Source organism: Pedobacter sp. G11 (genome assembly GCF_003860265.1).
GTDB classification, from domain to species: Bacteria; Bacteroidota; Bacteroidia; order Sphingobacteriales; family Sphingobacteriaceae; genus Pedobacter; species Pedobacter agri.
This window is the reverse complement of sequence record NZ_CP034190.1, coordinates 394,809-409,437: the sequence shown is the minus strand read 5'-3', so window position 1 is coordinate 409,437 and position 14,629 is coordinate 394,809. Positions and strand designations below refer to the sequence as shown.

The following is a 14,629-nucleotide window of genomic DNA, read 5'->3' as shown; positions in this document are numbered from 1 at the left end:
ATAAACGATATATTCTTAAATTGATATATTGAACCGTTTACATAAGAAATAAAATCGTATTCTTTCTGATTCATTTTGTTAAATTCGAACTTAATTTTTTCGATTGAGAGACATTAAACAATTAGCGGGTCAAACATTGTGGTATGGGGTTAGTAGCATCGGAGCGAAGTTTCTAAATTATCTTCTCACCCCTCTTCTTACTTACCTGATGACTGATAAATCTGGTGTACAGGATTATGGTGACTATAGCTTACTGTATTCTTGGATTGCAGTCGTTAACATTTTATTTATTTACGGGTTTGAAACGGGTTTTTTTCGCTTTTCTAATAAAAACGGAGTAGATCGCAAGTATCTTTTTGATACAGCATTCGGTTCACTTATCGTTAGTACTCTAGGATTTTTTGTCTTATTTTCCTTTTTTTGCGTGCCCATAAGTAACTTCATGAACTTGGGACGGCATCCTGAATATATACTATTATGCCTTTGCCTGATAGGATTAGATTCGATAAGTGCCATTCCATTTGCCAGATTGCGTCAGGAAAATCGCCCGAAAAAATATGCTTTTGTCAAGTTATTTGGCATCATAATTAACATCCTTTTCACCTTATTATTCTTGATTTGGCTGCCTAAATATGCGGAAGCCTATTCCACTGATTTCATAGCAAATTGGATCAAGGATAATAACCGTGTAGGCTTTCTTCTATTGGCTAATGTGTTACAGAATATGTTTGTATTTCTAATGCTTTATAAAGAATGGAAAGACTTTAGATTTAAAATTAATAAGAAAATATGGAGTCAGCTGTTTTTATATAGTTTTCCTATGATCTTAATTGGCTTGGCTGGAATGATTAATGAAGTAATGGATCGCCAAATGCTGGCTAAGCTTCTACCTACGGGTGTTGATGCTAAAAGAATTGTTGGTATTTATTCGGCCAACTATAAGTTAGCCATTTTCATTACATTGTTTATACAAGCCTTTAAGATGGCTGCAGAACCTTTTTTCTTTAATCAATCAAAAGAAAAAAACGCACCCTTACTGTACGCGCGTGTTATGAAGTGGTTTGTAATTACACTTTCAATAGCTTTTCTATTTTCTGCATTATACCTTGATGTTCTGAAATTTATGATTGGTGTTTCATATCGTTCTGGATTACCTATTGTTCCAATCCTATTGGCTGCAAATATATGTTTAGGAATCTACTATAATCTCTCGGTATGGTACAAAATAACCGATCGCATGCGCATAGGTGTATATATCACGTTTATAGGTGCACTCATTACCTTGACAGGCAATTATTTTTTCATTCCGCTTTGGGGAATGTATGCAGCTGCTTGGACCACGCTCGTCTGTTATGCAAGTATGGTGATTATTACATATTTTATCGGACAAAAATACTTTCCAGTTCCATATCCAGTAAAAAGGATATTAACTTATCTAACTTTAATGCTTATTTTTTATTTTATAAAAGTGAGTATCGATTCAATATCTGAGTTCTGGCCCAATAGGAGGCAAATACTGATACGTTTTCCAGTAGCCACACTTTTGATCATGATATATCTCTCTATTATCTTAAAATTTGAAAGAGCAGAGTTAAAAAAAATGCCTTTAATTTCTAAATTTTTATCTTAAGCTAACAAACAACTGGAAAATTAGGAATGTTGTTTGTTGAATCCTAGGCCTTCTACATGCAGTTGAAAATCGCTATAAATGGTAAATATTTTTTCAAACCCTATCAGTATTCCCTACTTTTTTAATAAGTTTCAGAAGGTAGGGCTTGAGAATATTATAGTAAGCAGTGTCGCCAACTATTGTCCTAAAGTACTCCGCTATTTTCCTATTTTATCATAAACTCATTTCATTAATCAAATTTAATTTTTATTTTTTGATAATGAGTAAATGGTAATTTATAATAGCAAATTAATATTCGTTTTTTGAGAAAAATTTGAAAACTCCTAGAAGGTTGATTTTCTACCCTTCCAATATTAGATGTATATATTAATACAAAATAGGTAGGCATCCTACAAAGTGCATACAACGAGATAGAACCTTGTTATCGGTAGTTTTAGTTGCGTCAGTGAATCTTTGTCGGTTGTGCTTTTATCTTATTAGCCCAGCACTCATAAATAGGATACCAAACATGGTCACCGTTAGAGCCATTGCTAAGCAATATTAATCCACTTTTTGTCGGTAAATGCAAAAACATTGCAGCGCTCCAGCCTTCGTTCTCACCGGTGTGTCCAATCGTTCGAAAATTGTCATAATTTAAAAACCGGTATCCAAGACCACTTTCTCCTTCATTAGATGATGGGAGAATAGGTTGTTCCATTAATTGTATTGTCTCTGGTCTCAAAACATTGTGTAATTGCCTGGAATTAGTTGTAATAGATAATTCGGCGAAGTGGGCTAAGTCTACCACCGTTGTTTGTAATCCTGCTGCTGCCTGTTCTGTAAATATTCTATTTTTTATCGGATTACCCGAAGTGTCGTAAGCGGTTGCAGAATTTTTCATCATTTCTGCTGTCCATTCATAACTTGTATGATTTAATCCTAAAGGTTTGAAAACATTTCTTTTCATGTAGCCTGCAAATTTTTCTTTTGTCTTTTCTTCAAGAAGTAACTGCGCAAGAGTATAACCTCCTCCAGAATAGTCCCATTTTGTTCCTGGCTCGTTTATAAGTCGTACACTTTCCCGGTTTCTTTTTGTTTTACCATCAAGAGATTCCTCTAAACTTAACAATTGTGTTCCCTGTTCAATGCCTCCATAGCCATGTACAGAAAGTCCTGCTGTATGACTTAATATTCTTCGTAGTGTTACCTTTGATACATCATATGAAGATTTGGGTAATTTCCAACGGGTTAAAGATTGATCAACAGGGTCATCTAATTTTAAAAGCCCTTTTTCTGTCAACTGGATAAATCCCCACGCAGATATTACTTTGGATATTGAACCAATGTTAAAGATTGTCTGAGCAGTTACAGGTTTTTTATTTGCCACATCAGCATATCCAATACACTGTATCCATGCAACTTTTCCGTTTTGGATAACAGCCACTGCCATCCCAGGAACATTGTTCTTTTTGGTGAGGTCTAAACCAAGTCTTTGGATTTCGTAATAGAGTGAGTCTGATTTTTCGTGTACACCATTTTTTTTAATGGTCTCTTTCGTTGTCGAGCAAGAAAAGAGAATTATAATAAACGCTACAAATAAGAATTTGAATTTATTAATGCTCATTTGCGCTTCCATTTATTTTGTAATACTTTATGGTGTCAGTAAATATACTGTTTTAAGTGAAGATAGGATCTCAGAATTACCGCTGACGTATGGCAAGCAAACTGATAACGTTTCCGGGCTTTGAGATGCATGAACAAAGTTAAATATTATAACTTTTAATAAGTTCATTACCCAATATTATTGACTGGCGAAACGGAAAATATGATCGTTTTCTAAGATCAATTAGTTAATCAAAGCTCCATGTTAGGTTTGCTAGGATTAAAGAGATTCCATATCTCATCCAATGCACGATTGTAGTCATCATCCAAATTTTTTAATTTGTCTAGAATTTCTGGAACGTCTTGTTGGTAGACATTTTCCACTAGAACAGTGTAGGCATAATCTGAAATTGCATTTTTAAACTGATCTGGTTCCTCAGAATTCAGCCAATCTTTTATTTTAAGGGCTGGATTTAATAATCCAAATAATGAAAAAACACGACTGATTGCCTCTTCATCACTAATGTGTTCCCCAGGAATATGAATTTTTCTTGAGCTTTTGTCAATATCGACATAGAATGCCATTTCCTTTTCAACCGAGAATTTCCCCCTTGGTATAATTTCAGTTAAGAGCGGATCTGTAAGATTGTTAAGTTCTATTCGAATTGTGCAAAAAAATTCATACAAAAATCCTCTTGATGCCTTTAGATCATGTGAACGCCACTCTTTCCAGAATAATTTCCAATTAGAAATTTTGTGAGCTATTGAATATGCAGCTAATAAAGAATATGATTTTCCAAGTTCCTCTAAAGCAAGCTCAGCGATGCCAAGACTCACATACTTTTTACCCTCATACGAGGTGGCCATGTGCATAGAGGCTTTGAACAACTCAAAACAATTATCTATTGTCGCATTGTATAGAGCCAGAACTTCCCTTTTTTCCAGATTCATTTATTGAAATAACAATTATCACAGTTATTACCTTTTCTCCATTTTTTTTATTTCTTCATTGGTGTGGGTATCAAGAATCTTTGCATATCTATAGAAGGTTGCTCTTGTTAATTGAAGCCCTTTATAAATTTGCTCTGGTGTTTTATCCATATCCTTATAAACCGAACGCATAACCAACAATTTGGAAATCGTATCTTTGGTAAAACCTTTCGGCCTGCCTCCCGTACGGCCTCTTGCCCTCGCGGATTCTAAACCAGCTTTTGTTCTTTCTCTAATTAATTCCCTTTCATATTCAGCTAATGAAGCCATGATATTTAAAAAAAGTCGACCATTAATTGTTGAAGTATCAACTCCATCGGTTAAACCTTTGATAATAATTCCTTCTTCACTTAATCTTAAAACTAAATCAATTATATGTTTTAAGCTTCTTCCCAAACGGTCCAATTTCCAAACAACCAATTCATCACCTTTTCGAAACTGGCTAATCATTTTATCAAGTTCCGGGCGAACTTTTGTTGCTCCAGAAATTGTTTCTCTGAAAATGATTTCACACCCCGCTTTTTCGAGTGCTTCAATTTGCAAATTTAAATTTTGTTCTTTAGTAGAAACTCTAGCGTATCCGATCTTCATTGTTGTATCACTAAAACCTTTCTTTGTAAATTTAATAAACTTTGTTTTGTGATACAAGTTTTTGGGAAGCTGGGGTTTTAGAATAATGATTCAATCCTACACAGATTTGAAAATCTCATAAAACCACCGTTTTTTACCTCCTAAATAATCGGAAAGTCACTGTCCTATATAAGTAGAGCCTATTATTATCTGCTTAATTAAACTAATTAATTTCAGCATCCGCATTGTTTAGTAAGGGGAGTTTAAATCTTTCGTAATTGCTAAGCATTTCCCACCATTCCCAGAATTTCCAAGGTTTTATTGCAAAGGTTCTATAAAGTTTTTTGTTAGCATTATCTGGGTTCTCTTTGTTAAATCGTTCGAATCTTATTTTACAAACTTCAAAATCTAAGCCTTTATCAGATTGTTCCTGATATTTAAAACTACCATCTTCATTTTGGTAGGAGTAATTTTCCTGAAAAAAGAAGGAAATAGGAGGTAAGTTAGTTATGATGATAAGTGCCAAAACAGCACCTATTGTGATTTTGGTCGTTTTTTTCATGATACTGTATTTAATTACATTCCCCTTTACTAGCTGGGATATTTCCACCACCTTCATTGATGTCCGAATTTGGATTGTTTGCTTTCTGTTCTCTCAAAGCACCAGCCATACCTGCGGGTGTCTTTGCATATCCGGCACCACCCGGCCCAATGATTCCTATTGCTGTTATTGGATCTGGAATGGGGATACCGCCAGCCTGACCTGCTCCATATACAAAAGCCGAACAGTTAAAGTCTGTGAAATGATATTGCAGAGGTGGGTTGCTAATATAATTTATTACTTTTTGAAAGCTTTCACTGTTAACGTAATAAGTTGCGCCAATGTTATATTTTATGTCGCCATTATCCAAAACTTGAGACTTTGAATCAAGTTTCTGTAATCCAGACCCTGTTGGATAGAATCCTACGGTTTGGGTGATAGTAGTACTGCCACTTGTCTTGCTAAGGGATATTGCAACATGACCAAAGCTATTTGCACCAACATTAAAAGAGGTTCCCGGCTGAGGTTCTATAACATACACTCTCACTACGAATGCGGCATTTGGATCCGTGATTTGAGAAAAGCATTCCATCATTTTTTTTGGATCAACTATATTATTAGTTTCTCCAGGTAAGTTGGATGGGGCAGGAATCAGAGGTTTAGGGTTTGTAGGAGAGGACCCACCACCGCCACCTCCTGCAGAACCTCCGCCACTATATGACCCACCACTATCTCCCCCGAAGAAGGTTGTTCCGTCATCGTAAAATGAATAACTGCAAATTCTTTCTGAATGAATGGTCAGATCGCCATTAGCATCAATATAGCTGCTTTGATACCAGGTGCAACTTTCAATAACCTGCATCTTCATTAGTTTTCCCTGAATGCCTATTAGTGGATTCAGGTCTCCAAGTGCCTCTTTACGCTGCAATTCGAAGTTTTCTTTTGGCCCGATTTCTCCAATTTGTTTACCATCACTGTACAATTGTCCACCTGTTAATTTGTACCCAAGATTATATTCAAATACGCGGCCCGTAAAATTCGAAATTCGGACACTGCCTTTTTGGAGATATACCGCGTCGGGTATCACTTCTATAATACGGGCATCAATCTCGCTGGTCTTAGGATCTCTTTTTATGACCAGCTGTCGGTAACCCTGTTCAATACCCTGGTATATTGGGTGCCCGGGGAGGTTCAATTTCCAGATGTTGCCATCTTTTGTTGCTTGGCTTTTAGCTGCCTGCCAGTCTAACCGCAATTTATTTAAAACGGAACTATTATTGGCGTTGTCGTTTAGTTCTTGCTCGACGTAAGATCTTGCATCGTCTAAACTCAGGTTGATTGTAGTTGGAGATTGAACCGGGTTTAGCTGCTCTGTGTTATCTTTCTTACAAGCGGCAAATGCAAATAGGAGGACGGTGAATATTTTAAGTTTTGTTTTCATAACGGAATTTTTAGCATTAAAACAATGCTATTTTTGGGTGCCGTTTTGTGTCACGTGACACAATCCCAGTTTTTTACGATGTATTCTGGATAGTGTTTCGCGGCTGATTCCCAGATAAGAAGCGATGTTGCTTTGAGTAGTTTGCTGTTCTATCTTAGGGTATTTTTCAAGTAGCATTTCATACCGCGTTTCAGGGGTTTGAGTACGCAGGAAAAGCGCCCGTTCTTCGCTTAACAGATAGTACTTTTGCGTAACAATACGGCCAAGTAAATTTCCTTCCTCGAAATCAGCGTAATAACTATTCAGTTGGTTCCAGGTTAATGATTGCAGTTTGCAGTCTTCAAGTACTTCTATATACTCATAAGCTGGTTTTTGAGTGAAAAAACTGTAGACTGAGATCATGAGGTCTCCTTTTCCCATAAACCAGGTAGTACATTCTCTTCCATTATTGTCTATGAAATATGCACGCAGAAATCCATGTCGGATAAAGTAAAGCCTGCGCGCAGTTTCACCCGGCCTAAGCAACAGGTGTTTTCTTTTGAAAGTCTCCGTGACGACTTCCTCATTGACGCGTTTTTGAAAAGGCGCGGGCAGAGGGATAATGAAGCTTAATGTTTCTAGTAAATCGGCCTCATTACTAAAATGATTTTCCATGCAGTGTCGATTGTGTCACAAATCAACTTTTCATTGCATTTACCTGGCTAATATTGTCCTGTCGGAAGGATATACTTTTTTAACGTTAATTTTTTGCTTTTGTTATGAAGTGCGTTTAAATTTTAATGTCCTAGGATATCTGATTGACTGCTGCTCAAATTGTTAACTTAAACTATATCGTCATGAACCTAAAGAAACTATCAGAAAAACTGTATGCTGAATTAGTGATCCAATTTGAAGAAACAATTTCTATTGAAAGTCCAATTGAAAAATTCAGAACCAATTTAGCACTCGTTCAAAAAGCACTGGCTCAACTCAAAATCCAACTCGCCCAAAGCGGTTTCGCAGATGAGGCAGAAGAGATTTACTTTTTTAAAAAAGGGAAGCCCCGAATATACGCGCTACTGATCCTCATCACTGAACGCTACGCAATTGAAGCCAGCATGCCCCTTCTGGGTAAAGAAAAGCAGATTGCACATCTAAAATCCCAACTGTTTTTCATTGACCGGTTTTTCAGGCAGAATGAATTTCTCTACCAATATTATCGACTTGATGCTGTAGATCTGGATGATCGATATTTTAGAAGAAATCGAAGTAGCCAGCTCATCGGGTTTGCAGAAGTTCCAGATGTTGATCCAACTTTTTCAACTGTAGCGGATTACCTGTTCTCTAAGTTTATCGCTTATGAAAAGCTTCAGGAATCAATCAAACAGGAAATCGAAATGCAGAAAGGTGGTACAGATGCCGTGCACAAGAACGCTTTCAAAGATCTCAAGTGGACAGGAGAAGCAGTTAACATGGTGGAACTGGTTTATGGGGTTTTTGAAACGGGGCAAGTTAACGGGGGTAAGATCACGTTATCAGAGCTTATGGAGTTTTTTGGTCAGGCTTTTCAGGTAAATATCTCCGGATACTTCAAGCGCTTTGCTGATATTAAACGACGTAAATCAATGAGCAAAACAAGATATCTTGATGAGATGCAACAGCTCGTATCCAAACGTATTGAAGATAGTGATGCCTGGATTCCCGAAGACCAAAAAAGCCGTTACGGTTTTTAAAAGCAATTCGCTGGTTGATTATAGTGCCTCTGCATTTATCTAAAATCAATCGTGTTTGGTATTGATTTTATAGCAACCAGCACGTCATCTTCCTTTTGCCTTTATTCGATAACCTGTACGTGGACTTTTATTTTGTCCCCGCTGGGCAGACGTTTGTATAACTGGGGATGATTTCTGTAAAGATTTTTTTTTATTAGAAAATGAAGTGCTAAACTTATGACATAATCACTGAATTATGCGCTCTCTTTTTAAACCTAAACAAAGTAATGCAACTGAAGTTGTTGATGTCCTACTGAAATCACTTAATATAAAAGTAAGTAGCGGTACCGTAAAAAAAACATTAGAAGATCATCCCGAGTATCCTAGTCTGCTTGCGATTAGTGATAGCCTCAAAGAATGGCATGTTGAAAATGATGCATACCGAATAGATAAAGAAGATTATAATCCCTCGGATTTGTTATATCCCTTTCTGGCTCATACACAGCATAAAGGCGGCATGTTTATCATCGTCAATAAAATTGAGAATGGGCAGGTTGTATATAGTGACGAGGATAAAAAAAACGGTGTAATTTCCGAAGAAAGTTTTCTGAAAGCCTGGACCGGCGTGGCATTATATGCCGCGGCGAAACCCACAAGTGGCGAGAAAAGGTATTTTTCAAATAAACTGCAGGATAGTTTCGGAATCGCTAAGTTTCCATTGTTGATCATGGTACTCTTCATGGCGATATGGTTTTCGATGGATAAGCAGCAGCTTACATCTGGATATGTTATCTCAATTTTCTTAAAATTAATTGGTGTCGGTGTGAGTGTATTGTTGCTGCTGCATAGCATTGATGCCAACAATCCGCTGGTACAGAACCTCTGTAGTCTCGGTAGTAAAAATAGCTGCAACGCGGTACTCAAATCCGATGCTGCGAAGCTGACTTCCTGGCTGAGCTGGAGCGAGATCGGCTTTTTCTATTTTACAGGTTCTTTTCTTTCATTATTGCTCGTGCCCAGTTCCGCGCCCGTGATAGTATGGTTAAATATATTTGCACTTCCCTACACCATCTACTCCCTTAGCTACCAATATTCAAGACGCAACTGGTGCCTGCTGTGCTGTACCGTTCAGGCTATTCTTTTAGCTGAGTTTCTGTCTAATTTTTTCACCGGGTCGATCCTCAATCCGGGAAGTTTGGATGATCGGCTCATCATAGAAATAGCTTTATGTTTTCTTATACCCATCCTGGTTTGGTCTGCATTAAAACCATTTTTCACCAAAGCTACTTTAATTGCCCCCCTGAAAAATCAACTTAAGAAATTCAAATTCAATAGTGATTTATTTGACGAGGCACTCCGTAAGCAGCCAAGTTATGCAGTAACAGATGATCTAATGCCAATCAGATTAGGGAATCCTGAAGCGCAGACAATAATTACCATTGTTAGCAATCCTTTCTGTGAACCCTGTGCCAAAGCACATCGGGTCATTGATGAATGGCTCACCTACCGTGATGATATTCAACTCAAGATTATTTTTTCAACTGCAGACCATGACGACGATCAAAAAACCATGGTTTCACGACATGTTAGTGCCCTGAGTTTGTCGAATGACCCCGCTTTATTAGAACGTGCCCTCAATGACTGGTATGGGCAAAATAAAAAAAAGTATGAAAATTGGGCGCAAAAATACCCCGTTGAGCTTGGTGATAATGTTTCGCAGGTGACACAAAGACAAAAAGAATGGTGTGAGATGGCCGATATTTCTGTGACCCCCACAGTTTTGGTGAATGGCCGAAAGCTTCCCGAAGCCTATAGGCTGGAAGACATTAAATATCTCTTGGGATAAAGGAATTGTACAAAAAGGGGCAGCCGGTTGCAACGAAACTGCCCCAAACCGAGTAACGACGTAAATCGTTATCGCTTAAGTAAACCAGGCGTGACTGGATTACAAAATCGTTTCAAAAATAAACTTTTAAAAATGAAAAAAGTGAATTTATTAAGTAAAGCTGAGATGAAAAACGTCTTGGGTGGTGTTGAACAGGTTGGAAGTTGTACGGCCAAATGTAAAGATGGCGGTTCAGTAACATGCGTAGGCAGCTGTGGCGCTATAGATGCTAGCGGAGACGCTGACGGCTACTGTACAGGTGATACCAATAGAAACTGTTCAGGTTCTTCTTCAACTCTTTATTAACGTAACTCTAACCTCAAAACAAAATGAAAAAAATCAATTTGATCAGCAAGGCTGAAATGAAAAATATTTTAGGTGGTACAGCTGCCGTTGTAGCGGATTGTACAGCAAAATGCCCTGGCAAAGCTGATGTGTCTTGTTCAGGTAGCTCGTGCAGTGCAATAGACGGCAACGGATGCGGAGCAGTTAATGGCGATACCATCGATATTAAAACGTGCGACGGTCAGACTTCAACACTTGCCTAAATTGTCCCCTTCTTCCACGAAAAGCTCGTCTTTTCGTGGAATTTAATTGGATATTGTTCGAATAAAATCTGGTAAAACCACTCAAATTTATATCCGGAGATTTTTTAATTATAACAAAAACAGTCATTCAAGTAGTCCTTCATGTTAAGAAATAGCGTCAGAATAATTTTAGTTGTAATTTCCATATTTATAGGACTCCTTTCAAAGGCCTACGGCCAGTCGACTTCAATTTCAGGAATTGTTCAAGATACAACTTCTCTCAAAAGGTTAGCCTATGCAAGTGTCAGCGTTTTAAATGCCAAAGATTCGATACTGGTGAGCTTTGACTGGACAAAATCTGACGGCTCCTTCAACATCCGGAATTTGAAACCGGGCAATTTTTTACTTCTAATAAGCTGCCCGGACTATGCAGATTATGTGCAGCGTGTAAGTATTGACAACAAAAATGCTTCTGACCTGGGTACAATAAAGCTACAGCCACTCGCCAAACTTTTGGCAGAGGTAACCATCAAGGGGCAGGCCCAGCAGCTCCAGATAAAGGGTGATACTTTAGAATACAATGCCAAATCATTCATCATTCAGCCTAATGCGAAGGTTGAGGATCTATTGAAACAGATTTCAGGATTTCAGGTTGATAATAACGGAAAAATAACGGCTTTCGGGCAAAAGGTTGGTAAAGTACTACTGGAAGGAGAAGAATTTTTTGGGGATGATCCCACCCTGGTAACCAAAAATATCAGGGCAGATATGGTGGATAAAATTCAGCTTTTTGATAAAAAAAGCGATCAGGCTGCATTTACAGGTATTGATGATGGTGTAAAAACCAAAACACTCAATATTAAACTAAAAGAGGATAAAAAGAAAGGCTACTTCGGAAAGCTTTTGGCAGGTGGGGGAAATAATGATTTTTTTCAGTCTCAGGCCATGCTAAATGTCTTTAGAAATAAGAGCAAATTTGCGATTTATGGCAATGCCGCTAATACCGGAAAAGTAGCACTCAGCAGTTCTGAAAATGACAAATATGGCATCAATGGACCAACTTTTGAATTATTTCAGGGCGGAATAATTGCTTCCTTGAATATTGTAGATGATCTGGAGCTCAATAATGAGCGCTATAATGGACAGGGTATTCCCAATGCCAAGACCGCCGGTGCACATTATGATGCCAAATGGAATAATGATAAACAATCTGTTAACAGCAATTATGCAATAGGTTCATTGGATGTGGACGGGGAAAGAAATGCAATCAGGAAAACCGACCTTTCCTCCACAACAATCGGAACTACATCTACCCAGGCATTTCAAAATTCGGCATTCAGACAGAAAATAGACATTACCTATTTCGCGAGGCTGGATTCTCTTTCCTCCTTAAAAGTGATGGTCGACGGTCTTGCCAAAAAAAATGAAACGGACAACCACTATGCTTCTTCAACAAGCAATCAAGAAAATCGGGTGCTCAACGATGGAATCCGTAGCCTTAATTTAAAAGGGGAGCACAAACAATTTGACTTCAATTTGCTCTATAATAAAAAATTCAAGAAAGAAAGAAGAACTTTAAGTCTGCAGCTCGCGGGATCATCATTTGATTACCAGTCCGAAGGATTTCTATATTCTTCAAATACGTTTTACGGGCAAACAGGGAATGTCACTTCAAGGGAGCTCGTGGATCAGTTTAAAACTTCAGACGTTAAAAGTAATATGTTCAGTACGACCATCTCCTACACTGAACCACTTTCCAAGACTTGGTCGGTAGCATTCAACTACGGTTTGGGATTTAACAGAAGCCGGTCGGAAAAGTTAACGTTTAATCCCGGTGGAGGATATACCGATATCGACGATCAGTTTAGTAATGATTACCGATTGGAAGAATTAACAAACCAGCTCGGATCCACATTTTCATACCAGAAAACGACCGACCGCCTTAACATCGGCGCAAAGGTAACTAACATTGATTTCCAGCAAAAAGATCTTGCTTCGATGGAAACATCGGACAGGCAGTTTTACAATTTTTCTCCTTTGGTAACCTATATGAAAACACTGTCAGGACGAGGTTGGATTAATTTGATTTATTCAGGTAAAGCACAACAACCTACCATTGAGCAGATTCAACCCATTCGAGTAAATACCGACCCACTCAATATTCAGATAGGTAACCCAAACCTGAGGCCATCCTACAGCCACACCTTAAGGTTAAATTATGTAGACTCTAAAAAGATCAAAGGCATTGGAATTGTCATCGACGGGCTCTATTCAATCATCTCCAATCCAATTATAACAACCTATGATGTTCAGCAAGATGGGCGAGCAGTATACAGTTCGGTAAACCTGGCGGATAATAACATTCAAAATCTCTCCCTAAGCGGAACTTATACAAAAAAAATCCAAGCCATTGAAGGAAGTATCTCCTTGAGGTTATCGTACGCATTAAATAGTAACTATGCTTATAATAATGGTATTTTGGCCAGACGCCTGGCGCAGCTTTATTCAGCGAGGATTGGTCTTTTTTCTTACAAAACAAACAAGTTTGATCTCAACATGGGCGTCAGTCCAAACTACCAAAAAAATGTATCCTCGCTTCAAAAGAGTTTGGATAACAGTGGCTATGGCTTAGTCGGTGATGCGACGCTGAATGTCTACCTCCCCGGCAAAATTATCATTGGCACAAACGCAACTTACGATTATCAGGGAAGAACCACTGCTTTCGAGCAAAGTAATAGTGTTTTGCTGCTTAATGGCGCCTTGTCAAAAAGATTTTTCAAACAGGAAAGTCTAAGATTCTCCCTTTCCGCAAATGATATTTTAAACCAAAACAGGGGATTTACGCGAAATACCGTTGGATCAAGCATCATCCAGAATAGTTACACCACGATAAGACGCTATTTCATGGCCACGCTAAGCTGGGACTTCAGCGGGTTTGGACGTCAGGCACAATAATTTTATTTTATGAGAACATTTATTTTTTGTCTAGTGATATCTTTAATTTCTCAGCGCTCAGTCGCTCAGGAGAAGGGGTCCGTCCTGAATGGTAAAATTGAATATGAACGCAGGGTTAACAAGTATGCATTTATAGAAAAATCTCTGAACAAGTTCAATTCCAATTCCATGCGGGAGGATTATATCAAATACAAAACCTCCCATCCGCAGTTTCTCACTATGAAAAGCGTCTTGTCATTCGCAGAAAATAAATCCCTTTTTACGCCCCTAACAGCGCAGGACAATCAGGTGGAGAATCGTTGGAATGGGCAGCCCATTGCTGAACAGATCAACGTTGTTTTTTCCGACTTCACTGAAAAAAAAACGGTTACAGAAAAAAAAGTATTGGGTGATATCTTCCTGGTGAATGACAGTCTAAAAAAAATAACTTGGAAGATTACCGATGAAACCAGGGATATTGCAGGATTTCTCTGTAGGAGAGCAAATGGCCTGGTATTGGATTCTGTCTATGCAGTTGCTTTTTACACCACCAGTATTCCGCTCTCAGGAGGCCCGGAATCATTTTCAGGATTACCAGGTATGATTTTAGGTATAGCACTTCCGCATGAAAATGTTTCCTGGTTTGCCACCAGAGTAGAGGTTGGCAAACCCATGGTGCCAGTTTCCAAACCAGTTAAAGGCAGACAAATCACTTACAGAGAACTTGTTCCGCTACTTCGGACTACCTTAAAGAATTTTGAAGGAGGAGGTGGCGAAATCATTAAAGCCTTACTGTTATAGTTTCTACAGAACCTCGCCCAATTGGATTCTTCACCCTT

The 14,629-nt window shown here is 38.2% G+C and carries 13 protein-coding genes; 7 read left to right on the top strand and 6 right to left on the bottom strand.

Going from position 1 to position 14,629, the window contains the following annotated elements:
• Positions 1 to 103 precede the first annotated feature (103 nt).
• Complete coding sequence (locus EA772_RS01710) at positions 104 to 1,630, top strand: lipopolysaccharide biosynthesis protein (protein WP_124910966.1); 1,527 nt, start codon at positions 104 to 106, stop codon at positions 1,628 to 1,630.
• Between the two features lie 442 nt (positions 1,631 to 2,072).
• Here EA772_RS01710 and EA772_RS01705 read toward each other — a convergent pair whose 3' ends face one another.
• From EA772_RS01705 to EA772_RS01680, 6 genes are all read right to left on the bottom strand, one after another.
• The gene (locus tag EA772_RS01705; protein ID WP_124910965.1) at positions 2,073 to 3,245 is read right to left on the bottom strand and encodes a serine hydrolase; all 1,173 of its coding nucleotides are present in this window, start codon (positions 3,243 to 3,245) and stop codon (positions 2,073 to 2,075) included.
• A gap of 218 nt (positions 3,246 to 3,463) precedes the next feature.
• The gene (locus EA772_RS01700; RefSeq protein ID WP_124910964.1) at positions 3,464 to 4,162 is read right to left on the bottom strand and encodes an AbiV family abortive infection protein; all 699 of its coding nucleotides are present in this window, start codon (positions 4,160 to 4,162) and stop codon (positions 3,464 to 3,466) included.
• A 27-nt stretch (positions 4,163 to 4,189) separates the two neighbouring features.
• Positions 4,190 to 4,792 (bottom strand): recombinase family protein, encoded by a 603-nt coding sequence (locus EA772_RS01695; RefSeq protein WP_124914957.1) that lies wholly within the window; start codon positions 4,790 to 4,792, stop codon positions 4,190 to 4,192.
• Positions 4,793 to 4,994: 202 nt separating this feature from the next.
• Positions 4,995 to 5,333 (bottom strand): hypothetical protein, encoded by a 339-nt coding sequence (locus tag EA772_RS01690; RefSeq protein ID WP_124910963.1) that lies wholly within the window; start codon positions 5,331 to 5,333, stop codon positions 4,995 to 4,997.
• Positions 5,334 to 5,343: 10 nt separating this feature from the next.
• Complete coding sequence (locus EA772_RS01685; protein WP_124910962.1) at positions 5,344 to 6,753, bottom strand: hypothetical protein; 1,410 nt, start codon at positions 6,751 to 6,753, stop codon at positions 5,344 to 5,346.
• 27 nt (positions 6,754 to 6,780) lie between these two features.
• Positions 6,781 to 7,407, bottom strand: coding sequence for a Crp/Fnr family transcriptional regulator (locus EA772_RS01680; RefSeq protein ID WP_124910961.1), 627 nt, complete (start codon positions 7,405 to 7,407; stop codon positions 6,781 to 6,783).
• A 182-nt stretch (positions 7,408 to 7,589) separates the two neighbouring features.
• Here EA772_RS01680 and EA772_RS01675 point away from each other — a divergent pair, with 182 nt between their 5' ends.
• The 6 genes from EA772_RS01675 to EA772_RS01650 all read left to right on the top strand — a co-directional run bounded on the left by EA772_RS01675 (position 7,590) and on the right by EA772_RS01650 (position 14,591).
• Positions 7,590 to 8,465: an RteC domain-containing protein gene (locus EA772_RS01675; RefSeq protein WP_124910960.1), complete on the top strand. Its 876-nt coding sequence runs from the start codon at positions 7,590 to 7,592 to the stop codon at positions 8,463 to 8,465.
• A gap of 235 nt (positions 8,466 to 8,700) precedes the next feature.
• The gene (locus EA772_RS01670) at positions 8,701 to 10,290 is read left to right on the top strand and encodes a cysteine peptidase family C39 domain-containing protein (RefSeq protein ID WP_124910959.1); all 1,590 of its coding nucleotides are present in this window, start codon (positions 8,701 to 8,703) and stop codon (positions 10,288 to 10,290) included.
• Between the two features lie 165 nt (positions 10,291 to 10,455).
• On the top strand, positions 10,456 to 10,635 hold the full coding sequence (locus tag EA772_RS01665; protein WP_210405068.1) for a hypothetical protein: 180 nt from the start codon (positions 10,456 to 10,458) through the stop codon (positions 10,633 to 10,635).
• A gap of 23 nt (positions 10,636 to 10,658) precedes the next feature.
• On the top strand, positions 10,659 to 10,877 hold the full coding sequence (locus tag EA772_RS01660) for a hypothetical protein (protein ID WP_124910957.1): 219 nt from the start codon (positions 10,659 to 10,661) through the stop codon (positions 10,875 to 10,877).
• A gap of 141 nt (positions 10,878 to 11,018) precedes the next feature.
• On the top strand, positions 11,019 to 13,811 hold the full coding sequence (locus EA772_RS01655; protein WP_124910956.1) for an outer membrane beta-barrel protein: 2,793 nt from the start codon (positions 11,019 to 11,021) through the stop codon (positions 13,809 to 13,811).
• A gap of 9 nt (positions 13,812 to 13,820) precedes the next feature.
• Complete coding sequence (locus EA772_RS01650; RefSeq protein WP_124910955.1) at positions 13,821 to 14,591, top strand: GLPGLI family protein; 771 nt, start codon at positions 13,821 to 13,823, stop codon at positions 14,589 to 14,591.
• Positions 14,592 to 14,629: the final 38 nt, after the last annotated feature.

Excerpts from the sequence above, each read along its gene's own strand:
- EA772_RS01670 (WP_124910959.1), top strand. The coding sequence starts at position 8,701 with ATGCGCTCTCTTTTTAAACCTAAACAAAGTAATGCAACTGAAGTTGTT.
- EA772_RS01680 (WP_124910961.1), bottom strand. The coding sequence starts at position 7,407 with ATGGAAAATCATTTTAGTAATGAGGCCGATTTACTAGAAACATTAAGC.
- EA772_RS01655 (WP_124910956.1), top strand. The coding sequence starts at position 11,019 with ATGTTAAGAAATAGCGTCAGAATAATTTTAGTTGTAATTTCCATATTT.
- EA772_RS01695 (WP_124914957.1), bottom strand. The coding sequence starts at position 4,792 with ATGAAGATCGGATACGCTAGAGTTTCTACTAAAGAACAAAATTTAAAT.
- EA772_RS01690 (WP_124910963.1), bottom strand. The coding sequence starts at position 5,333 with ATGAAAAAAACGACCAAAATCACAATAGGTGCTGTTTTGGCACTTATC.
- EA772_RS01665 (WP_210405068.1), top strand. The coding sequence starts at position 10,456 with ATGAAAAACGTCTTGGGTGGTGTTGAACAGGTTGGAAGTTGTACGGCC.
- EA772_RS01660 (WP_124910957.1), top strand. The coding sequence starts at position 10,659 with ATGAAAAAAATCAATTTGATCAGCAAGGCTGAAATGAAAAATATTTTA.
- EA772_RS01685 (WP_124910962.1), bottom strand. The coding sequence starts at position 6,753 with ATGAAAACAAAACTTAAAATATTCACCGTCCTCCTATTTGCATTTGCC.
- EA772_RS01705 (WP_124910965.1), bottom strand. The coding sequence starts at position 3,245 with ATGGAAGCGCAAATGAGCATTAATAAATTCAAATTCTTATTTGTAGCG.
- EA772_RS01675 (WP_124910960.1), top strand. The coding sequence starts at position 7,590 with ATGAACCTAAAGAAACTATCAGAAAAACTGTATGCTGAATTAGTGATC.
- EA772_RS01700 (WP_124910964.1), bottom strand. The coding sequence starts at position 4,162 with ATGAATCTGGAAAAAAGGGAAGTTCTGGCTCTATACAATGCGACAATA.
- EA772_RS01650 (WP_124910955.1), top strand. The coding sequence starts at position 13,821 with ATGAGAACATTTATTTTTTGTCTAGTGATATCTTTAATTTCTCAGCGC.